Raw genomic sequence first — 17,910 nt, forward strand, 5'->3', positions numbered from 1 at the left:
CGGCGATCCGAACGACTCACTCCGTTATTCGGTGACGGTCGGCGTGTTCACGTAATACGTTCCCAGCAACGTGACCCCATTCGCCCCGGCCTTCATGCCTAAGATCACGCGCGCGGCACTGGCGACATCGTTGTTGGCGGCAAACGTCAAATCATAGGAACCGGCATTCGTGACTGCCCCGTCTTCGCCGACGGCGTTGAAACGCTCGATCACCACGGCGCCGGATTGCACGGCATAGGTCTGGCTCCCATCGCTATAGGCGACGGAGCAAACGCTGAAACTTTTTTCACCGGTCTGCTTGATCACGATGGTCAGTTGTTGCACTGCTTCGCCGACCACGAGTCCGGCGCTACTCGGCGCGATCGTGATCTCGTTAGTGAATTGGCCTAACGCCTTCACCGCGACGGTGTTTGAGCCCTCGCTGCTATAGCCACTGTTTTCCGTGACTGAGGCGACTTCTGCGGCGGACACGGTGACGGCCGTTGCGGCGTCACAGGTCGTCGCATCGGTGCTGTAGTCCACGCTCCCGACAGTGGTCGGTTCGGCGGTCGGCGTTTCCTCTGCCGGCGCGGCTTCGGGCATCAGATTCAAAGAGCTGAGAATTTCCTGTTCCTGGGGATGATCGTTAAAGGCCTCACAGCCCGCGCCGAGCAAGCTCAGCGCACAAAGACACACGAGATAACTCGTGGGGAACCGATTTGACCGCATAGGAAGCTCCTTTCTTTCTATCTGTTGTTCGGCCCCCCGCCGAAAAAGTTGCGTAAAAAAAACGAACCATTTTTTTGTCGTGCAATATCAATAGATTACAAAGGAGTCATTTTCGCGCACCATTCCGAGCGCGCGATCGCGTCGCGGCTTCATACAGCGGCATCACCTCCGGCAAATAAGCGCGTAATCGCTCTGCCCTCACGCCACTGCTGGGATGTGAAGCATATATGCTGTTTTGCGCTCCACGCCGACTTGCAGCCCGCTCCCAAAGAACAATTGCCGTCCGTGGGTCATACCCAGCCTTCGCCATATACGTCAAGCCGATTCGATCCGCTTCGAGTTCATTGCGTCGACTGTAACTCGGAATAAAGACATTCACGCCTTCGGAGAAGATCTGTTGAAACAGATTGCCGCCTTCAACCGATTGCGTTGCGATAATGGAACTCGCAACACTTCCGGCGAGCGCCATCGTCATATTGCGCGTGAGCGATTCCGTGACATGGCGCGCCGTGGCGTGGGCGATTTCGTGCGCCAACACCGCAGCCAGTTCATCGTCGCTCCGTTGCTGGACCAGTCCGTGTTGTGCATCCCACAATCCGGTGTACACCATGATCTGACCGCCCGGCGCGCACCACGCATTCACGATCGGCAGCTGCGCCAAACGGACGACGTACGGAAAATTCGGCCGATGCGACACGACCGCCAACCGCGCCACGATGCGCTTCAGCCGTTCATACATCGCGGCGTCGGCCTTTGTGTCGGTCGCCACCGCACGCGGACGCGCTGCGAGCAACGCCACGCGCTGTGCCTCCATGACTTGTTGACCGAATTTGATGTCGTCTTGAAGCGAAAACCAATTGTAACTCTTCTTGCCGCTGATCAAATCGAGGGCGCAGCTCCCACTGCTGAAACTCAGCAGCAGGAGCCAGCCGACCGCCATGCGGCGGATGCCGGTAGCAACGTTCATGAAGGCTCCAACACTAATCGTTCGATCTCCGCGACAATCTCCGGATCATCCCAACGAATGGCGCCGGTGATGCGCCGCACCACACGGCCGGAGCGATCGACCAGGAAACTCTCCGGGATCACATACGTGCCATACAGATCGGCGACGCGACCGTCGCTATCGAGGAGGATCGGAAACTGCATCGGCACCCGCTGCTGAAATTGCGCGATTGTACCCCACGGATCTGGTTGATCGCCATCTTCGCTGATCGCGAGGATCTGGAAGTCACGGCCCGCGAAGTGCGCTGCCAAGCGGTTCAGCGAGGGGATCTCCATGAGACAGGGGCCGCAGGTCGTCGACCAGAAATTGATTAGCCGCACGTGTTTGGGGAAAAGATTCAACGAGACAAGCGTGCCCGCCGGCAAATCGACACGCGTGTCGGCAGCTACGGGGAGTGAAAATGCCGGAGCGATCGCCCCGAGGCCCAAGCCATCTGTGGGGGCCCGTTGACTGATGAAGGCCGCTATGCCAGCCGCAACCACGGCAATAAGCCAGACACGCCCTGTGAGATGGAAAAACGCGCGGCGAGCCATTTAGCCTTGGGCTTTAGCGGTCTTTGGCGCGCGCGCACTTGATGGCTTGGCCTGCTTCGAGGCCGCGCCTTCCGACTTGGCCGTGCGTTTCGCCGCAGGCGCACCGCCCGTTGCGGAACCACCACGTCGGGGACGCGCAGCCTTCCGCTTCGTGCCCTTCTCGGCCGCCACCTCGGCGGCGCCGTTCGCTGCAAGATATTCCAAAATCGCCATCGGGGCATTGTCGCCGTGCCGGAACCCGAGTTGCACGATCCGGGTATAGCCACCGCTGCGCTCTTTGAAGCGTTCCGGCATGGTCGCAAACAGTTTTTTTAGCGCCCCTTGGTTTTGCACGAAGCGCGCGGCCTGTCGCCGTGCCGCCAACGAACCTCGCTTGGCCCAGGTGACCATCCGGTCCGCCAGCCGCCGTACTTCTTTGGCCTTCGGCAACGTCGTTTCAATGCGTTCGCGCATGATCAACGAGGTGACCATGTTCCGCAACAAGGCCAAGCGATGTGGCGTGGTCCGCCCAAGTTTCCGAAATGCGATCTGGTGCTGCATAGAATCCGCTCCTTAGTCACTACAAGCTTGTTACTCGACATCCTTCGGTTTGAATTGCTCCGCATGCTTCGGATCAAAGCCTTCGACGCGCATGCCGAGCGACAACCCCATGTTCAGCATGATTTCTTTGATCTCGTTCAGCGACTTGCGACCGAAGTTTTTGGTCTTCAACATTTCTTGTTCGGTCATTTGGCACAATTCGCCGATATATTTGATCCCGGCATTCGCGAGGCAGTTCGCAGAACGGACCGACAATTCCAACTCGTCGACGCGACGGAACAAATTTTCATTGAGGATCGGCTGTTCTTCCACGCGCAGTTCTTCCGTCGGCTCCGGCACTTCGTCGAAATTGATGAACACTTGCAACTGTTCTTTCAAGATCTTCGCGGCATAGGCCATCGCGTCGTCGGGACGGACCGAGCCGTCGGTCCAGATCTCGAGATTGAGACAATCGTAGTCGGTGATTTGACCGACGCGCGCGTTCGTGACGGTGAAGTTCACGCGCCGGATTGGGGAAAACACCGCGTCGATCGCCATCATGCCGACCGGGAACTCGTTCTCCTTGTGGCGTTCCGCCGAGACGTAACCCTTCCCCATCCGCACCAGCAGTTCCATGTTCAACTTGGCACCTTCGCCCAGCGTGGCCAACTTCAACGTCGGATTCATGACTTCGACTTGCGATGAGACTTCAATATCGCCGGCCGTCAGGATTTTCGGCCCACTGGCCTTCACGGTCAACGTGGCTTCCTGCACCTCATGGATCTTGAAGCGCACTTGTTTCAGATTCAGGAGGATATCGCTGACGTCTTCTTCGACGCCGGTAATCGTCGAAAATTCGTGCAACACGCCGTCGATTTTCACGCCGACGATCCCACTCCCTTGCAATGAAGAGAGTAGAATGCGCCGCAAGCTGTTGCCCAACGTCATCCCGAAGCCACGTTCGAGCGGACGCACTTCAAATTTTCCGTAGGTCCCGCTGACCTCTTCACGCAACAACCCGCGGGGACGAATCAGACTGCGCCAGTTCCGATAAAGATGCATAGATCCTCCAGGAGGCACCGTGGCCCCAATGTTACTTCGAGTACAATTCGACGATCAGTTGCTCCCGCACCGGCAACGTGATGTGTTCACGCTGCGGCAACGCAACGACCTTGGCACTGGCCGCATTTTTGTCCAGCTGGAGCCAATCGGGAACGCCACCGCGACGCTCCACGCCCTCTAAGGATTCCACGACGGTCGTCAATTTCCGACTCGGTTCGGCCACGGCGATCTCGTCGCCCTCGCGCAAGCTGTACGAGGGAATGGAGACCCGTTTGCCGTTCACGTTCACATGCCCATGACGTACCAACTGGCGAGCCGCGTTGCGCGAACGCGCCAGTCCGGCACGTTGCACGGCGTTATCGAGTCGCAGTTCCAACAGGCGCAGCAGGTTTTCGCCGGTGATGCCCTTCATCCGCTCCGCGCGTTCGAACGTGCCGCGAAATTGACGTTCCAAGATGCCATAGAGCCGCTTCACCTTCTGCTTCTCCCGCAACTGCACGGAATATTCCGTTGGCTTGGTCCGTTTTTCGCCGTGCTGCCCCGGCGGGGTGGCACGCCGTTCGAAGGCACATTTATCGGTGAAACACCGATCGCCCTTTAAGAAGAGCTTCATTCCCTCTCGCCGGCATTGCCGACACACTGAATCCGTACACCGTGCCATACCACAATCCCTTTCCTTGCTCTCCCTCTCCCTTTGGGGAGAGGGAAGTCCGCAACATGCGGACGGGGTGAGGGGGAGCGCATACCAAGACATTCCTCCCCCTCACCCAACCCTCTCCCCAAGGGGAGAGGGGAACATAGACTTACACCCTCCGTCGCTTAGGCGGCCGACACCCATTGTGGGGAATCGGAGTTTCATCTCGAATCGACGTCGCTTTCAAACCCGTTTGCCCGATCGCCCGCATGGCGGATTCGCGGCCGGCACCCGGGCCCTTCACCAACACCGTGACTGTTTTCATCCCCATATCGCGAGCTCGCCGGCAGGCATCTTCCGACGCCACTTGCGCCGCGAACGGAGTCCCTTTACGCGATCCTTTAAAACCGCGCGCCCCGGCCGACGACCAGCACAGCACGTTCCCTTGCAGATCGGTGATCGTGATGTGGGTGTTATTAAACGTCGCCAGGATATGCACCACTCCGGTCGGCACATTCTTTTTGCTCTTTCGCTTCCCTTTGACCGGGGTCGCGGCGGCGGCGACTTCAGGCTTCGCCGCTTCCGCAGCGGTCGCTGGTGGCGTCTGTTTTTCTTGGTTCGTCGACATAATGCCATCTCTCCTTTACTTCGCGGTTGGGGCTTTCTTTCTTCCGGCAATTGGGACTCGTTTGCGACCCTTCGCGGTGCGCGCGTTCGAATGCGTCCGGCCCTTCAGCGGCAAGCGTCGGATGTGTCGCGACCCACGGTGCGAACCGAGGTCCTTCAACATCTTGATGTTGGCACCAATCTGCCGCCGCAACTCTCCCTCGACGGGATATTTGCCTTCGATGATTTCACGAATCCGTGCGAGTTGCGCCTCACTGAGCTCGCTGGATTTCGTCGCCGGATCAATGCCGGCCTCTTCGACGATCGAGGATGCTAACGTCGGGCCGATCCCATAGAGATAGCGGAGCGCAATATCCGTCCGCTTTTGTCCAGGAATGTCCACCCCTGCAATACGCACCATAATGGGCTCCTATCCCTGCCGTTGCTTATGCTTCGGATTCGAGCAAATCACTCGCACCACCCGCTTGCGCCGCAGGACTTTGCATTTTTCACAAATTTTCTTCACCGACGACCGAACCTTCATAAAAGAACTCCTTCCTTATTCTCCCTCTCCCCTTTGGGGAGAGGGCAGCCTTCCGAGCGGGGTGAGGGGGAGCCCTCACTACTTCGCCCGATACGTGATCCGTCCGCGGGTCACATCGTAGGGCGATAGCTCCACGGTGACTTTGTCTCCCGGCAGGATCTTGATGTAATACATCCGCATCTTGCCCGAGATATGCGCCAATACCTTATGTCCATTCTCCAGCGCCACTCGAAACATTGCGTTCGGTAACGTTTCCAGTACGGTTCCTTCCACTGCGATCGTATCCTGTTTTGCCATTACTGACTCAGTATCACCGGGCCCTGCTGCGTCAGGGCCACCGAATGTTCAAAATGCGCGGATCGCGATCGATCGAGTGTCACGACCGTCCACCCATCTTCGAGGACCTTGACCTCCGGTCCTCCCATATTCACCATCGGCTCCAGAGCCAGGACCAATCCCGGCGTCAACCGCATGCCTGTCCCCGCCTTCCCAAAATTCGGCACTTGCGGATCTTCGTGGAGCGCGCGCCCGATGCCGTGCCCGACAAAATCACGCACCACCGAGTAACCATGGGCCTCGACATGTTGCTGCACGGCGGCCGAGATATCGAATAACCGACTCCCGACGTGCATCGCAGCGATGCCGCGATATAACGACTCCTCGCTCACGCGCAGAAAATCTTGGATCGCCTGCGGCGGTTCACCGTCGCCGATATAAAATGTCCAGGCATGATCGCCATGGAACCCTTCCAAACATACCCCGCAATCGATGGAGATGATGTCTCCCGCCGCCAGACTGCGCTGCGGGTTCGGGATGCCATGCACCACTTCTTCGTTGATCGAGGTGCAGAGGGCGTGTTGATAGCCCTGATACCCTACGAACGACGGGACCGCGTGATGGGCCCGAATCCACTCCTCTGCCATCCGGTTCAGATCGTGCGTCGTGACCCCAGGCTTCAGATGTTCACGCAGCCGCTGCATGACCTCTACGACAATCGCGTTTGCGCGCCGTAACCGGTCGATCTCTTGTGCCGACTTGAGAAAGATCATGACACTTGCGACCAAATCGCCGCAAAAACTAAATCGGGTCCCCCAACGCCAGCGACTCGGCGCAGGATCCCTTGTCGTTCATAAAAATCAACTAACGGCGCCGTGGCCGCGGCATAGACCGCCAACCGCTTCCGGATGGTGGCCTCGTTATCATCGCTCCGCTGGATCAGGGCGCCGCCGCACTGATCGCACTTGTCGACCACCTGAGGTGGGGAGAAGCGCAGATGATAACCGGCGTGACACGCCGCACATTCGCGACGCCCCGAAAGTCTTGCCACGATCTCCGGTTCCGGTACGTCCAACAAGACGGCGTGTTCCACGCGCCCGCCGTGCTGACATAACATCGTGGCGAGCGCCTCCGCCTGCGCCGTCGTTCGAGGGAAGCCGTCCAACACAAATCCGCTGCCCACTGCGGCGCGATTCAACTGTTCCTGAATCAGGCCGATCATCACCGCGTCGGGCACCAATTCTCCGCGGTTCATATAGCCTTCCGCCGACCGGCCGAGCTGCGTACCATCTCGCACCGCAGAACGCAACAATTCCCCGGTGGTCAATCGCAGGGCTTTGGCCTGAGTCGCCAACCGAGCGGCCTGGGTCCCTTTGCCGCTCCCCGGCGGGCCTAAGAGGATGACCTGCATGACTTACCCTCTCCGCCCTCGGAAGCGCGTGGCGCCGCCCTTTTGGCCCAACACGCCTTCGTAATGATGCGACAAGAGATGGGCTTCCATCTGGGAGACCGTGTCCATTGCGACACCGACCATGATCAACAACGATGTGCCACCGAAGGTAAAGGCGATGCCCGGTGGGACTTTCATCCAGGTAGTGAGGATTTGAGGCAACAAACACACTAGCGTAATGTAAAGCGCCCCGCCGACGGTGATCCGGCTCAAGATGCGATCGAGATAATCGGAAGTCGCCTTGCCGGGACGGATCCCCGGGATATAGCCGCCATGTTTTTGGATATTTTCCGCGACATCCACCGGATTGAAGGCCACGGCGGTGTAGAAAAAGGTGAAGAAGACGATCATGACGGCGTATAGGCTGTGGTGAATCCAGCCGGCGTTTAGCTGTTGTGCCAACTCCTGCATCCAACCGCCGCCGGCGAACTGGGCAATCGTGGACGGAAATAAAATCAGCGACTGGGCGAAGATCGGCGGAATCACGCCGGCCATGTTGATCTTCAACGGCAAGTGCGACTCTTGCCCCCCGTACAACTTCCGCCCGACGACACGTTTGGCATATTGGACCGGAATGCGGCGAAAGCTCCGCTCGAAATAGACGATGGCACCGATGATCGCGAAGATCAGCCCGAGCAACAGAATAAAACCGAGCAGCTCGCCGTACTGACCACGCTCCGCCCACGCCGCGCGGAAACTGGCCGGAACCCGCGCGACAATTCCGGCAAAGATGATCATCGAGATGCCGTTCCCAATGCCACGCTCCGTAATTTGTTCCCCGAGCCACATCAAGAATGCCGTGCCGGTGGCCAATGTCAGCATGCTGAGCAGATAGAATCCGAGACCGCCGACGCCGGGCAGCAACACGCCTTGTTGCGCGAGTCCATAACTGATGCCGAACCCTTGGACCATACTGAGTACGAGCGTCCCGTAGCGCGTGTATTGCGTAATCTTACGGTGACCCGCTTCTCCCTCTTTTTTCAGTTGCTCGATGGCCGGGACGGCGATCGTCAACAGTTGGAGGATGATCGACGCGCTGATGTAGGGCATGATCCCGAGCGCAAAGACGGAAAAGTTTTCGAGGGCGCCGCCGGAGAAGAGGTTAAAAATGTCAAAGACCGTGCCCTGCTTCAGGATGTTTTCCAACGCCTTGGTATCGACGCCGGGCGCGGGGACATACACGCCGAGGCGGTAGATCCCCAGCATCAGGAGCGTAAAAACTACCCGATTGCGCAACTCGGGAATTTTCGCGATGTTCCCAACGACCGCCACCCTGCCCCCTTGGCGGGTTGTTTAAAAAGGCCCATCTGCGTCGTTGATTCGGCGTCGCACGATCCTCACGTACATCGAGTACGCTCCGGTCGCGCGACGCCGAACCGCCTAACAGCTAGACCTTTTTAAACAACCCGCAACCAATTACCTCTTCCCCACAACTTGTTAACCACTGGTGGCGAGGGATTCGATCTGCCCGCCCGCCGCTTCAATTTTTTGTCGTGCTGCTGCAGAAATCCACGATAATCGGATCGTCAATGGCGCCTTGCAATCGCCGCGCGCCAGCAACTTGATGCCATCGTAGCGACGGCGGATCAAGCCACGTTCCTTCAACGCCTCGAGAGTCACCGGCACCCCTTGCGGCCAGGTCGCCAATTGGTCGAGATTGACGACCCCAACCGTACGCGCAAAGACGGTGTTATTGAAACCGCGTTTCGGCATGCGCCGATGTAACGGCATCTGGCCGCCTTCGAACCCGACCTTATGGTAGCCACCGGAGCGGGATTTCTGCCCCTTGTGCCCCTTCGTGGACGTACCGCCGTGTCCGCTGGCATCGCCGCGTCCGAGTCGTTTACGCGCTTTTCGTGCCCCGACTGAAGGCTTGAGTTCATTGAGTCGCATAGGCCTTATACCCTCGCTTCCACGGCTGCGGCCACGACCTTGGCTCGCAGCGCCGCATTGAGCTCCGGCGATTGGAGGGATTCGAGGCCGTTCAGTGTGGCTTTAATCACGTTGTGCGGATTATTAGTGCCGATACATTTCGTCAGGATATCGTGAATCCCAGCCGCCTCGACGACCGCGCGGACCGCGCCGCCAGCAATCACGCCGGTCCCAGCGGCCGCCGGCTTCAACATCACGCGCGCCGCGCCGTATTGGCCGATAATTTCATGCGGAATGGTCACGCCTTGCAGCGGGATACGAATCATGCTGCGCTTGGCGCGGTCGATCGCCTTGCGCACCGCATCCGGGACCTCGTTGGCCTTGCCGAGCGAATAGCCGACGCGGCCATGGCCATCGCCGACCACGGCGATGCAGGAAAAGCTAAACCGCCGCCCACCTTTCACCACTTTGGCGACGCGGCTGATATGCACCACGCGTTCGATATACTGTTCCTGTCGATCGTTCCGGTCCGTCCGCTCTGCCATAATTAAAACTCCAACCCTTTGGCACGTGCACCTTCAGCCAGGGCCTTGACCTGTCCGTGATAAAGAAATCCACCGCGATCAAATACGACATTCTTGATCTGTTTCGCCAACGCCCGCTCCGCCACAACCTCGCCGACACGCTTCGCGGTCTCGCAGGTTGCCGCGGTCTTCTGCGGTTTCGCGTCGTTCTCGCAAGAAGACGCTGCCGCCAATGTGGCACCATTCTGGTCGTCGATCACTTGGGCGTAGATATGTTTCAAACTCCGATACACAGCAAGCCGAGGCCGCTGTGTCGTGCCGACCACATGGTCTCGCACTCGATGATGCCGACTTTCCCGCGCCTCTTGTCGTGCCCGTACTCGTGCCATACGTCCTTACCCTGCTTTCTTCGCTCCGCTGGTGGCCGCGGCCTTACCCGGTTTGGTCTTAATGACTTCGTTACTATAGCGCACACCCTTCCCTTTATAACGATCCGGAGTGCGGAGTCGACGCAGCCGCGCCGCCGTTTCACCCAGCAATTCCTTATTGGCGGAGCTGAGCGCGATCCGTGTCAGCTTGGCTTCGCCCTTCACGCCGTCCGGCAACGTAAAAACGACCGGATGCGAATAGCCGAGTGTGAGGTGCAATGCATTGCCTTTGAGTTCCGCCTTATAGCCAACGCCGACCAGATCCAGTTCACGCCGAAATCCGACCGACACGCCTTCGACCATGTTGTTGACGAGCGCCCGTGACAGCCCATGTAACATCCGGGCCTCGCGGGATTCCGACTTGCGGGTACAGACCACGGACTTATCGGCCACCGCGACGTCAATGTGCGGCGACAGCGAGCGACTCAACGTGCCCAATGGTCCCTTGACCGTGACTACCCCGGCAGCTGTGTGTACCGTGACCTTTTCAGGAACTGGAATCGGTTGTTTCCCTACGCGCGACATAATTTTCCACTTTCCCACTTAAGCACTTACGCATTTAAGGACTTAAGCACTGACACACTGAGTTACCACACCTTACACAAGACTTCGCCGCCCACCTTGTTCCGACGCGCGTCGGCGTCAGTCATGATGCCCCTCGGCGTGGAGAGGATCGCGATGCCCAAACCCTGGCGAACCGGCGCCAGATCTTGATATCCGATATAGACGCGACGACCCGGCGTGCTGATCCGATGGCCATTGGTAAAGACCGCTCGACGATCGGCCGTATATTTCATCGCAATCACTAACTGCTTCCGCGGTGCCTCGCCTAGCACATCCACGCCGTTCAAGTAGCCTTCCGACTGGAGCACACGTGCCACAGACTCTTTCACGCGCGAATGCGGCATCGTCACTTGGTCGAGACGACTCTGGTTCGCATTACGAACCCGCGTCAGCAAATCGGCAATCGGATCGGTGACATTCATGGAACTATCCTTTATTCACAGCTTTGCACGTAAGCACTTAAGTACTCACGCACTTAAGCACTTCCCTTTACCAACTGGCCTTCATCACGCCCGGCAATTCGCCCCGCAGCGCCATGCCACGGAAACAGAGCCGGCACATATTGAATTTTCGGATGTAACCGCGCGGCCGTCCGCAAATGGGGCAGCGATTCCGCTGCCGCACCGCAAACTTCGGTTTCCGCAACGCCTTAATCATCAAACATGTCTTTGCCATGAGCGCCTCAGTCCTGCGTCGATTGACGGAACGGCATGCCGAGCAATTCGAGTAGGCGACGCCCCTCTTGATCGGTCCGCGCGGTCGTTACAAATGTCACATTCATGCCGTACGAGTGTTGCATCTTATTGACGTCCACTTCCGGAAACACCACATGCTCCGTAATGCCGAGCGTATAGTTGCCGTGCCCGTCAAAGCCGGTGGCCGAGACCCCCTTAAAGTCGCGGACCCGCGGCAAGGCGACGCCGATGAGGCGTTGCACGAAGTCGTACATTTGATTGCGCCGCAACGTGACCCGCACGCCGATCGGCAGGCCTTTGCGCAATTTGAAATTGGAAATGGCCTTCTTGGCCTTCGTGATGGTCGGGCGCTGCCCGGTAATCGCGGTAATGTCGCGCATTGCGGTGTCGATCACCTTGCTGTCTTGGACGGCTAACTTCAAGCCGGCATTGACAACGACTTTCGACAGTCGCGGCACACGATACACGTTCGCGATACCCAGCTCCTTTCGAAGCGCGGGCATGACGTCTTGCTGAAATTTTGTTTCTAGCTGTGTTCCTGCCATAACTATTGATTCCCGATGACTGTGCCGCACCGATGACACACCCGCTGTTTCTTCCCTTGCCCATCCACCTGGTGCCGCAGGCGCACCGGCCGCGCGCATTTCGTGCAGACCGGCATCACTTTCGACAAATGGATAGACGCCTCTTTTTCAACGACGCCGCCCTGCGGATTCTTTTGCGTCGGCTTCATGTGCCGCTTCACGAGATTAATCCGCTCGACAATCACGCGTTCATGCTTCCGATCGATCCGTAGAATTTTCCCGCTCTTGCCGCGCGACCGTCCGCCGATCACTTGGACCGTGTCGCCGCGCCGCAATTGGGTGATCACCGTGCCATCCATCACAGCACCTCTGGGGCCAACGAAATGATTTTCATAAATTTCCGTGCCCGTAACTCGCGAGCCACCGGACCAAAGATACGCGTGCCTAACGGCTCGCTCTGTTCATTAATGAGCACGGCGGCGTTTTCGTCGAAACGGATGTAGGAACCGTCGTGGCGGCGAATTTCTTTCCGTGTGCGCACAATGACCGCACGTTTGACGTCGCCTTTTTTCACGCGCGCGCGCGGAATGGCTTCCTTGATAGAGACGACGATGATATCGCCGATGCTGGCATATTTGCGGCGTGTGCCGCCCAGCACTTTGATGCACATAACACTCTTGGCCCCGGAATTATCGGCGACGTCGAGAATGGATTCCTGCTGGATCATACCGCTACCCCTACCATTTCATCGCCCACGCCGCGTTTGACGACGTTGGCTAACGCCCAATGTTTCGTCCGGCTGATCGGTCGGCTTTCTTGGATCACGACCATATCCCCGACCTTCCCATCGTTTTTCGGGTCGTGCACATGATAGTTCGTAGTGCGACGGACGTACTTTTTCATTTCCGGGTCCTGCACGACGCGCTGCACTTCGACGATAATCGTTTTATCCCCGGAGCGGCGAATGATGCGCCCTTTGCGTGTCCTGCGTCGATTGCCCAATGTCTGCGTCATAAAACGTACCCCACCGGTTAGTTCCCGCTGCTCCGCTCTTGCAAGATCGTTTTCAATCGGGCCTGGTCGCGCCGCAACTGCTGCAGTCGCGCCGGGCTGGCCAACTGCTGACTGCGCCGTTTAAAATGGAGGCGGAAAATCTCTTCCGCCCACTCTTGTTCCAGCTTTTGTAGTTCCTGCGTGACCTTCCCGCGCAGCTCCTTCGCCTTCATAACCCCTCCCGTGCGATAAAGCGGGTCCGCAGCGGTAGTTTGTACGCCGCCAAACGGAGTGCATCCACCGCGACGGTGCGCTCGATGCCGACCAGCTCAAACAGGATACGCCCGCGCTGGACCGGAGCAACCCAACCTTCCACGGCCCCTTTGCCTTTGCCCATACGGACTTCGGCGGGCTTCTTCGTGATCGGCTTGTCCGGAAAGATCCGAATCCACATCTTCCCGCCCCGCTTCATATGCCGGCTAATGGCCACCCGGCTGGCTTCAATTTGGCGGGCCGTAATATACCCTGTGGTCAGCGCTTGCAAGCCATATTCACCAAAAGCGAGCTCAATGCCGCGACTGGCCATCCCGCGGAGGCGCCCCTTCTGCTGCTTGCGATATTTAGTTCTCGATGGTTGTAACATAAATGTTTCGCGCCCCTATAAGATATCACCCCGATAGACCCACGCCTTTACGCCAATCTTGCCATAGGTCGTGTTCGCCTCGGCAAAGCCATAATCGATGTCGGCCCGGAGGGTATGCAATGGCACTCGGCCCTCGCGATACCACTCCCGCCGCGCCATTTCGGCTCCGGCCAAGCGGCCGCCGCAGTGCACTTTGATCCCTTCCGCGCCCATCTTGAGCGCGGTTTGCACGGCCTTCTTCATGGCCCGTCGAAAGGCGACGCGCCGTTCCAATTGCATCGCGACGTTCTCGGCGACCAGCTGCGCATCCAATTCCGGCTTCCGCACTTCTTGAATATTCACAATCAATTCATACGGGGTGGTTTTCTGCAATTCGGCGCGCAACGAATCGATCCCGGCCCCTTTTTTCCCGATGACTAACCCAGGCCGTGCGGTCCAGAGGGTAATTTTCACCTTGTCAGCGGCCCGTTCGATGTCGATTTTTGCAATGCCGGCATGATGCAGTCGGCTTTTCAAGACATCGCGAAAGCGACGATCTTCATGGACCCACTCCGCATAGCGTTTCCCGTCGGCATACCACCGGGAATCCCACGGCTTTGTAATGCCAACCCGAAACCCTTTTGGATGCGTCTTTTGCCCCATTTTACCGCTCTCCCAGCTCAATCTGTAAATGGCTGCTCGCCTTAACGATCGGATGCGCCATCCCACGAGAACGGGGACGCGATCGCTTGAGACGAGGGCCTTCATTCACGGTTAACGTTCGGACGTAGAGACGATCTACATCCACCCCACCGCGCTGATCCGCGTTCGCCAATGCCGATTTGAGCAACTTCAGCACGGGTCCTGCGGCGCGCCGTGTACAAAACTGGAGCAATTCCATGGCCGTCTCGACCCGCTTGCCGCGCACCAAATTTGCGACGACACGCACCTTGGTCGGGGCCATCCGGACGTGACTAAATGTTGCCTTGCCTGTGGTTGCCATAAAAGACCTTTACTTGGCGGCAGCGGCTGGCGCAGCGGCCGAGCCCCCCGTCGTCTCTTCCTTCTTGATTCCGGAGTGACCACGGAAGCTGCGGGTCGCCGCAAACTCGCCCAGCTTATGACCCACCATATTTTCCGTCACGAAGATCGGCACGAACTTGCGCCCGTTATGGACGGCCATCGTGAGACCCACCATATCCGGAATAATCGTGGAACGCCGCGACCAGGTGCGAATCACTTGCTTTTGCCGGGACGACTGCGCCACCGAGACCTTGGCCAACAAGTGTTGATCGACAAAGGGGCCCTTCTTTAATGAACGCGGCATAAATTACTTTCTCCTTTTGACAATCAGCCGATCACTGGGCTTTTTGCCGCGGGTTTTGTAGCCCTTCGCGGGGACGTTGGTGGCACTGCGCGGATGATTGCCACCCTTACTTCGCCCTTCACCGCCACCATGGGGATGGTCGACCGGGTTCATCGCCATGCCACGCACATGCGGCCGCCAACCCAACCATCGGACCCGCCCCGCCTTACCGAACGCGATATTTTCATATTGCTCATTGCCGACCTGCCCGACGGTGGCCCAGCATTCGTGATGGATCAAGCGGACTTCCCCCGACGGCATCTTGAGGTGAATGTGATGCCCGTCTTTGGCCATGACTTGCGCGAACGTCCCAGCCGCGCGGCAGAGCTGGCCTCGGCCGCCGATCTTCAGCGCGACGTTATGGACCGAAGTTCCCACCGGAATGTTTTTCAGCGGCAACGCGTTGCCAGGGAAAATCTCCGCGTCGGCGGCCGCGAGCACTGTTTGCCCGACGGTCAATCCGATCGGATGAATGATGTAGCGTTTTTCGCCGTCACGATAGGTGATCAAGGCCAAATGCGCATTGCGGTTGGGATCGTATTCGATCGCGGTCACAACACCGGGGATCCCCAACTTGTTGCGGCGGAAATCGACCAGGCGATAATGCTTCGCCGCCCCGCCACCACGATGCTCCTGGGTAATGCGGCCGGTATTATTGCGACCGCCGGAGCGTCGCAACGGCGCCAACAAACGACTCTCCGGCGCCTTCTTGCTCAGCTCGGGCGTTTGCAACGCGATATGGAAGCGACGACCTGGTGACGTCGGCGAAAACTGCTTCAACGGCATGTTACACTCCCTCGCTGAAATCCAATTTCTGTCCCTCGGCCAACGTCACGACCGCTTTTTTCCAGTCAGAAAGCTGGACCGCTTGGCCACGCCCGCGCAACGCGCGCCGCTTCTTTCCCGGATTCCGCTGCGTCTGGATGTTGGTCACTTTCACTCGGAAAAATTTTTCGATCGCTTGCCGAATCAATGGCTTCGTCGCCCGAGGATCGACCTCGAACGCATATTGTTGCAAGGCCTGGCCGGCGACGGCCTTTTCGGTCACGATCGGTTTACGTATGACGTCGTAGAGGTTCATGCCGCGTATCCTTGCAACTGTTCAAAGGCTGCTTTGGTAAACACCAGATAATCATGCTGCAGAATAATAGCGGTATTCAAGCAGCGCGCCTCGCGGATGCCGATCCCGGGAATATTGCGCGCCGAGCGGCTCACGGCAGTGTTCGGGCGATCCAGCACCAACAGGCCGTTCTGCACACCGAGGGTTTGTAGGATTTTGACCAGTGGCTTCGTCTTCGGCGCCGTCACGCCCCAATCATCGATGACGACGAGTTTGCCTTCCCGCAATTTGAGCGTCAGCGCCTGCGACAACGCAGCACGCCGTTGTTGCTGCGGCATCGCATATTCCCAATGGCGCGGTCGCGGGCCGAAGGTCTGACCGCCGGTCACAAAGAGCGGGCTCCGCGTGGAACCGTGACGCGCGCGACCGGTGCCCTTTTGTTTGTACGGTTTTTTCCCACCGCCACGCACTTCGGCGCGGGTCTTGGTAGAGACAGTGCCTTGTCGCGCATTGGTCCGCGCCGCTTGCACCGCCTCGTGCAACAAGCCGGTGCATACCTTCGACTCGGCCATAAACGCGGGGATCGGGAGCTCCCCGACTTGCTGCTTTTCCACTGAATACACCGTCACCGTCGACATAGGTCTCTCACTTTTTATACTGACGAACTCACGCCCGTCAGCACTTACGCACTCGCCGCACCCTTGATCGATTCAAGGACCTTGGCCTCAAAGGACAGCGCCCGATTCGTAATACGGAGCATCCCATTCCGCCCGCCAGGCACCCCGCCTTTGACCAACAGGACATTCGCCGTTGGGTCGATATCAATGACTTCTAAATTGCGGATCGTCGCCGTCACATTGCCCATCTGGCCGGGCATGCCGGTGTTCTTCAACACCCGAGCCGGCCAGGTCCGCATCCCGATCGATCCGGTCGTGCGATGAAAGTGCGAGCCATGCGCACCGGGACCGCCATGCTTGCCACACCGTTTGATCACGCCTTGAAAACCGCGACCCTTCGTGGTCCCTTGGACTTGCACGGTATCGCCCTTCGTGAATACGGCCACCGTCAGTTGCTGGCCCGGGGCAAATTGGCTGGCATCTTGGCAGCGAAATTCGCGCATCACCCGTGCGGCAGCGAGGCCGCGTTTCTTCGTGACCCCAACCACGGCCTTGCTCTGCAACGAGTCGCGCTTCAACGGCTCCCACGCGACTTGAATGGCGTCGTAGCCGTGCGTTGCCTTGGTCTTGCATTCAACCACGACGCAGGGCTTCGCCTCCAGCACGGTGACGGGGACATATTCCCCGGTCTCAGTGCGATATCGCGTCATGCCTTTTTTACGTGCCAACAATCCCAGCGCCATAATCCACCTATGCCATTTTAATTTCGACCTCTACGCCGGCAGCCAAATCGAGCTTAATCAGCGCATCGACGGTCTGTTGCGTGGGATCGAGGATGTCGATCATCCGTTTATGAGTGCGAATTTCAAATTGCTCCCGCGATTTTTTGTCGACGTGCGGGGAACGCAACACACAAAACCGTTCGATCTTGGTCGGCAACGGCACCGGGCCCGCAACGCGCGCTCCGGTGCGCTTCGCGGTATCGACGATCTCACCGGCGGCCTGATCCAACAGCTTATGATCGAAGCCCTTGAGCCGAATCCGCATCTGCTGACTTTTATCTACCGCCTGTGCCGTTGTCATCCAATCAACCCTTTCCATACTCTCCCTCTCCCGTTGGGGAGAGGGATACCATTTACACCAAAATTTCCGTGACGACGCCCGCACCCACGGTCCGGCCCCCTTCGCGGATCGCAAACCGCAATTCCTTCTCCATCGCGATCGGCGTGATCAGGTCCACCACCAGGTTCGCATTGTCCCCCGGCATCACCATCTCCACCCCTTCCGGCAACTCCACGATCCCCGTC

The 17,910-nt window shown here is 58.4% G+C and carries 34 protein-coding genes; all 34 read right to left on the bottom strand.

Annotated features, from left to right (window positions below; all coding sequences use genetic code 11):
- Window positions 1-24: 24 nt before the first annotated feature.
- On the bottom strand, window positions 25-708 hold the full coding sequence (locus HY696_06130; protein ID MBI4237979.1) for a hypothetical protein: 684 nt from the start codon (window positions 706-708) through the stop codon (window positions 25-27).
- A 106-nt stretch (window positions 709-814) separates the two neighbouring features.
- Window positions 815-1,675 (bottom strand): M48 family metallopeptidase, encoded by an 861-nt coding sequence (locus HY696_06135; protein MBI4237980.1) that lies wholly within the window; start codon window positions 1,673-1,675, stop codon window positions 815-817.
- The gene (locus tag HY696_06140) at window positions 1,672-2,247 is read right to left on the bottom strand and encodes a TlpA family protein disulfide reductase (GenBank protein ID MBI4237981.1); all 576 of its coding nucleotides are present in this window, start codon (window positions 2,245-2,247) and stop codon (window positions 1,672-1,674) included. The genes HY696_06135 and HY696_06140 overlap by 4 nt, the downstream gene beginning before the upstream one ends.
- Window positions 2,248-2,775 carry a 50S ribosomal protein L17 gene (rplQ, locus tag HY696_06145; protein ID MBI4237982.1) on the bottom strand — a complete coding sequence of 176 codons (528 nt, stop codon included), beginning with the start codon at window positions 2,773-2,775 and terminating at the stop codon, window positions 2,248-2,250.
- A 42-nt stretch (window positions 2,776-2,817) separates the two neighbouring features.
- Window positions 2,818-3,828, bottom strand: a complete 1,011-nt coding sequence (locus HY696_06150; protein MBI4237983.1) for a DNA-directed RNA polymerase subunit alpha — start codon at window positions 3,826-3,828, stop codon at window positions 2,818-2,820.
- A gap of 31 nt (window positions 3,829-3,859) precedes the next feature.
- Window positions 3,860-4,489, bottom strand: a complete 630-nt coding sequence (rpsD, locus tag HY696_06155) for a 30S ribosomal protein S4 (GenBank protein MBI4237984.1) — start codon at window positions 4,487-4,489, stop codon at window positions 3,860-3,862.
- A gap of 142 nt (window positions 4,490-4,631) precedes the next feature.
- On the bottom strand, window positions 4,632-5,090 hold the full coding sequence (gene rpsK / locus HY696_06160) for a 30S ribosomal protein S11 (GenBank protein MBI4237985.1): 459 nt from the start codon (window positions 5,088-5,090) through the stop codon (window positions 4,632-4,634).
- 15 nt (window positions 5,091-5,105) lie between these two features.
- Complete coding sequence (rpsM, locus tag HY696_06165; GenBank protein MBI4237986.1) at window positions 5,106-5,489, bottom strand: 30S ribosomal protein S13; 384 nt, start codon at window positions 5,487-5,489, stop codon at window positions 5,106-5,108.
- Between the two features lie 9 nt (window positions 5,490-5,498).
- Entirely contained in the window at window positions 5,499-5,612 is a 114-nt protein-coding gene (gene rpmJ, locus HY696_06170; GenBank protein ID MBI4237987.1) for a 50S ribosomal protein L36, read from the bottom strand.
- 78 nt (window positions 5,613-5,690) lie between these two features.
- Window positions 5,691-5,909 (bottom strand): translation initiation factor IF-1, encoded by a 219-nt coding sequence (infA, locus tag HY696_06175; protein MBI4237988.1) that lies wholly within the window; start codon window positions 5,907-5,909, stop codon window positions 5,691-5,693.
- Window positions 5,909-6,661, bottom strand: a complete 753-nt coding sequence (map, locus tag HY696_06180) for a type I methionyl aminopeptidase (protein ID MBI4237989.1) — start codon at window positions 6,659-6,661, stop codon at window positions 5,909-5,911. The genes infA and map overlap by 1 nt, the downstream gene beginning before the upstream one ends.
- The gene (locus tag HY696_06185) at window positions 6,658-7,299 is read right to left on the bottom strand and encodes an adenylate kinase (GenBank protein ID MBI4237990.1); all 642 of its coding nucleotides are present in this window, start codon (window positions 7,297-7,299) and stop codon (window positions 6,658-6,660) included. Before HY696_06185 ends, map begins: the two co-directional genes overlap by 4 nt.
- Window positions 7,300-7,302: 3 nt before the next feature.
- The gene (gene secY, locus HY696_06190) at window positions 7,303-8,610 is read right to left on the bottom strand and encodes a preprotein translocase subunit SecY (GenBank protein MBI4237991.1); all 1,308 of its coding nucleotides are present in this window, start codon (window positions 8,608-8,610) and stop codon (window positions 7,303-7,305) included.
- Window positions 8,611-8,775: 165 nt separating this feature from the next.
- Entirely contained in the window at window positions 8,776-9,231 is a 456-nt protein-coding gene (gene rplO / locus HY696_06195) for a 50S ribosomal protein L15 (GenBank protein ID MBI4237992.1), read from the bottom strand.
- 5 nt (window positions 9,232-9,236) lie between these two features.
- A complete protein-coding gene (gene rpsE / locus HY696_06200; protein MBI4237993.1) occupies window positions 9,237-9,755 on the bottom strand; it encodes a 30S ribosomal protein S5 in 519 nt (172 codons plus the stop codon).
- Window positions 9,756-9,757: 2 nt separating this feature from the next.
- Window positions 9,758-10,123, bottom strand: coding sequence for a 50S ribosomal protein L18 (locus HY696_06205; GenBank protein MBI4237994.1), 366 nt, complete (start codon window positions 10,121-10,123; stop codon window positions 9,758-9,760).
- A 6-nt stretch (window positions 10,124-10,129) separates the two neighbouring features.
- Window positions 10,130-10,687, bottom strand: a complete 558-nt coding sequence (gene rplF, locus HY696_06210) for a 50S ribosomal protein L6 (GenBank protein ID MBI4237995.1) — start codon at window positions 10,685-10,687, stop codon at window positions 10,130-10,132.
- A 62-nt stretch (window positions 10,688-10,749) separates the two neighbouring features.
- Window positions 10,750-11,148, bottom strand: coding sequence for a 30S ribosomal protein S8 (gene rpsH / locus HY696_06215; protein MBI4237996.1), 399 nt, complete (start codon window positions 11,146-11,148; stop codon window positions 10,750-10,752).
- Window positions 11,149-11,215: 67 nt separating this feature from the next.
- Entirely contained in the window at window positions 11,216-11,401 is a 186-nt protein-coding gene (locus HY696_06220) for a type Z 30S ribosomal protein S14 (GenBank protein ID MBI4237997.1), read from the bottom strand.
- Between the two features lie 7 nt (window positions 11,402-11,408).
- Entirely contained in the window at window positions 11,409-11,966 is a 558-nt protein-coding gene (gene rplE / locus HY696_06225; GenBank protein MBI4237998.1) for a 50S ribosomal protein L5, read from the bottom strand.
- 2 nt (window positions 11,967-11,968) lie between these two features.
- Complete coding sequence (locus tag HY696_06230) at window positions 11,969-12,304, bottom strand: 50S ribosomal protein L24 (GenBank protein ID MBI4237999.1); 336 nt, start codon at window positions 12,302-12,304, stop codon at window positions 11,969-11,971.
- Entirely contained in the window at window positions 12,304-12,672 is a 369-nt protein-coding gene (rplN, locus tag HY696_06235; GenBank protein MBI4238000.1) for a 50S ribosomal protein L14, read from the bottom strand. The genes HY696_06230 and rplN overlap by 1 nt, the downstream gene beginning before the upstream one ends.
- The gene (gene rpsQ, locus HY696_06240; protein ID MBI4238001.1) at window positions 12,669-12,959 is read right to left on the bottom strand and encodes a 30S ribosomal protein S17; all 291 of its coding nucleotides are present in this window, start codon (window positions 12,957-12,959) and stop codon (window positions 12,669-12,671) included. The genes rplN and rpsQ overlap by 4 nt, the downstream gene beginning before the upstream one ends.
- A 17-nt stretch (window positions 12,960-12,976) precedes the next feature.
- Window positions 12,977-13,171 (bottom strand): 50S ribosomal protein L29, encoded by a 195-nt coding sequence (gene rpmC, locus HY696_06245; protein ID MBI4238002.1) that lies wholly within the window; start codon window positions 13,169-13,171, stop codon window positions 12,977-12,979.
- Window positions 13,168-13,581: a 50S ribosomal protein L16 gene (gene rplP / locus HY696_06250; protein ID MBI4238003.1), complete on the bottom strand. Its 414-nt coding sequence runs from the start codon at window positions 13,579-13,581 to the stop codon at window positions 13,168-13,170. The genes rpmC and rplP overlap by 4 nt, the downstream gene beginning before the upstream one ends.
- Window positions 13,582-13,596: 15 nt before the next feature.
- Complete coding sequence (gene rpsC / locus HY696_06255) at window positions 13,597-14,223, bottom strand: 30S ribosomal protein S3 (GenBank protein MBI4238004.1); 627 nt, start codon at window positions 14,221-14,223, stop codon at window positions 13,597-13,599.
- A gap of 1 nt (window position 14,224) precedes the next feature.
- The gene (gene rplV / locus HY696_06260; GenBank protein ID MBI4238005.1) at window positions 14,225-14,563 is read right to left on the bottom strand and encodes a 50S ribosomal protein L22; all 339 of its coding nucleotides are present in this window, start codon (window positions 14,561-14,563) and stop codon (window positions 14,225-14,227) included.
- Window positions 14,564-14,572: 9 nt separating this feature from the next.
- Window positions 14,573-14,887 carry a 30S ribosomal protein S19 gene (gene rpsS, locus HY696_06265; GenBank protein MBI4238006.1) on the bottom strand — a complete coding sequence of 105 codons (315 nt, stop codon included), beginning with the start codon at window positions 14,885-14,887 and terminating at the stop codon, window positions 14,573-14,575.
- A 3-nt stretch (window positions 14,888-14,890) separates the two neighbouring features.
- Entirely contained in the window at window positions 14,891-15,712 is an 822-nt protein-coding gene (rplB, locus tag HY696_06270) for a 50S ribosomal protein L2 (GenBank protein ID MBI4238007.1), read from the bottom strand.
- Between the two features lies 1 nt (window position 15,713).
- On the bottom strand, window positions 15,714-16,007 hold the full coding sequence (gene rplW / locus HY696_06275) for a 50S ribosomal protein L23 (GenBank protein MBI4238008.1): 294 nt from the start codon (window positions 16,005-16,007) through the stop codon (window positions 15,714-15,716).
- Complete coding sequence (gene rplD / locus HY696_06280) at window positions 16,004-16,624, bottom strand: 50S ribosomal protein L4 (protein ID MBI4238009.1); 621 nt, start codon at window positions 16,622-16,624, stop codon at window positions 16,004-16,006. The genes rplW and rplD overlap by 4 nt, the downstream gene beginning before the upstream one ends.
- Before the next feature lie 44 nt (window positions 16,625-16,668).
- A complete protein-coding gene (rplC, locus tag HY696_06285; GenBank protein ID MBI4238010.1) occupies window positions 16,669-17,313 on the bottom strand; it encodes a 50S ribosomal protein L3 in 645 nt (214 codons plus the stop codon).
- Between the two features lie 40 nt (window positions 17,314-17,353).
- Entirely contained in the window at window positions 17,354-17,686 is a 333-nt protein-coding gene (gene rpsJ, locus HY696_06290) for a 30S ribosomal protein S10 (protein ID MBI4238011.1), read from the bottom strand.
- Window positions 17,687-17,738: 52 nt separating this feature from the next.
- Window positions 17,739-17,910: elongation factor Tu (gene tuf, locus HY696_06295; protein MBI4238012.1), on the bottom strand; the 172-nt coding region annotated here is incomplete at its 5' end.

The organism is Deltaproteobacteria bacterium, from assembly GCA_016210045.1.
Taxonomy (GTDB): domain Bacteria; phylum UBA10199; class UBA10199.

Bases quoted from the DNA above. Each gene is read 5' to 3' on its own strand.
- HY696_06130 (MBI4237979.1), bottom strand. From the start codon at position 708: ATGCGGTCAAATCGGTTCCCCACGAGTTATCTCGTGTGTCTTTGTGCG.
- HY696_06135 (MBI4237980.1), bottom strand. From the start codon at position 1,675: ATGAACGTTGCTACCGGCATCCGCCGCATGGCGGTCGGCTGGCTCCTG.
- HY696_06140 (MBI4237981.1), bottom strand. From the start codon at position 2,247: ATGGCTCGCCGCGCGTTTTTCCATCTCACAGGGCGTGTCTGGCTTATT.
- HY696_06150 (MBI4237983.1), bottom strand. From the start codon at position 3,828: ATGCATCTTTATCGGAACTGGCGCAGTCTGATTCGTCCCCGCGGGTTG.
- rpsD (MBI4237984.1), bottom strand. From the start codon at position 4,489: ATGGCACGGTGTACGGATTCAGTGTGTCGGCAATGCCGGCGAGAGGGA.
- rpsK (MBI4237985.1), bottom strand. From the start codon at position 5,090: ATGTCGACGAACCAAGAAAAACAGACGCCACCAGCGACCGCTGCGGAA.
- rpsM (MBI4237986.1), bottom strand. From the start codon at position 5,489: ATGGTGCGTATTGCAGGGGTGGACATTCCTGGACAAAAGCGGACGGAT.
- rpmJ (MBI4237987.1), bottom strand. From the start codon at position 5,612: ATGAAGGTTCGGTCGTCGGTGAAGAAAATTTGTGAAAAATGCAAAGTC.
- infA (MBI4237988.1), bottom strand. From the start codon at position 5,909: ATGGCAAAACAGGATACGATCGCAGTGGAAGGAACCGTACTGGAAACG.
- map (MBI4237989.1), bottom strand. From the start codon at position 6,661: ATGATCTTTCTCAAGTCGGCACAAGAGATCGACCGGTTACGGCGCGCA.
- HY696_06185 (MBI4237990.1), bottom strand. From the start codon at position 7,299: ATGCAGGTCATCCTCTTAGGCCCGCCGGGGAGCGGCAAAGGGACCCAG.
- rplO (MBI4237992.1), bottom strand. From the start codon at position 9,231: ATGCGACTCAATGAACTCAAGCCTTCAGTCGGGGCACGAAAAGCGCGT.
- rpsE (MBI4237993.1), bottom strand. From the start codon at position 9,755: ATGGCAGAGCGGACGGACCGGAACGATCGACAGGAACAGTATATCGAA.
- HY696_06205 (MBI4237994.1), bottom strand. From the start codon at position 10,123: ATGGCACGAGTACGGGCACGACAAGAGGCGCGGGAAAGTCGGCATCAT.
- rplF (MBI4237995.1), bottom strand. From the start codon at position 10,687: ATGTCGCGCGTAGGGAAACAACCGATTCCAGTTCCTGAAAAGGTCACG.
- rpsH (MBI4237996.1), bottom strand. From the start codon at position 11,148: ATGAATGTCACCGATCCGATTGCCGATTTGCTGACGCGGGTTCGTAAT.
- HY696_06220 (MBI4237997.1), bottom strand. From the start codon at position 11,401: ATGGCAAAGACATGTTTGATGATTAAGGCGTTGCGGAAACCGAAGTTT.
- rplE (MBI4237998.1), bottom strand. From the start codon at position 11,966: ATGGCAGGAACACAGCTAGAAACAAAATTTCAGCAAGACGTCATGCCC.
- HY696_06230 (MBI4237999.1), bottom strand. From the start codon at position 12,304: ATGGATGGCACGGTGATCACCCAATTGCGGCGCGGCGACACGGTCCAA.
- rplN (MBI4238000.1), bottom strand. From the start codon at position 12,672: ATGATCCAGCAGGAATCCATTCTCGACGTCGCCGATAATTCCGGGGCC.
- rpsQ (MBI4238001.1), bottom strand. From the start codon at position 12,959: ATGACGCAGACATTGGGCAATCGACGCAGGACACGCAAAGGGCGCATC.
- rpmC (MBI4238002.1), bottom strand. From the start codon at position 13,171: ATGAAGGCGAAGGAGCTGCGCGGGAAGGTCACGCAGGAACTACAAAAG.
- rplP (MBI4238003.1), bottom strand. From the start codon at position 13,581: ATGTTACAACCATCGAGAACTAAATATCGCAAGCAGCAGAAGGGGCGC.
- rpsC (MBI4238004.1), bottom strand. From the start codon at position 14,223: ATGGGGCAAAAGACGCATCCAAAAGGGTTTCGGGTTGGCATTACAAAG.
- rplV (MBI4238005.1), bottom strand. From the start codon at position 14,563: ATGGCAACCACAGGCAAGGCAACATTTAGTCACGTCCGGATGGCCCCG.
- rpsS (MBI4238006.1), bottom strand. From the start codon at position 14,887: ATGCCGCGTTCATTAAAGAAGGGCCCCTTTGTCGATCAACACTTGTTG.
- rplB (MBI4238007.1), bottom strand. From the start codon at position 15,712: ATGCCGTTGAAGCAGTTTTCGCCGACGTCACCAGGTCGTCGCTTCCAT.
- rplW (MBI4238008.1), bottom strand. From the start codon at position 16,007: ATGAACCTCTACGACGTCATACGTAAACCGATCGTGACCGAAAAGGCC.
- rplD (MBI4238009.1), bottom strand. From the start codon at position 16,624: ATGTCGACGGTGACGGTGTATTCAGTGGAAAAGCAGCAAGTCGGGGAG.
- rplC (MBI4238010.1), bottom strand. From the start codon at position 17,313: ATGACGCGATATCGCACTGAGACCGGGGAATATGTCCCCGTCACCGTG.
- rpsJ (MBI4238011.1), bottom strand. From the start codon at position 17,686: ATGACAACGGCACAGGCGGTAGATAAAAGTCAGCAGATGCGGATTCGG.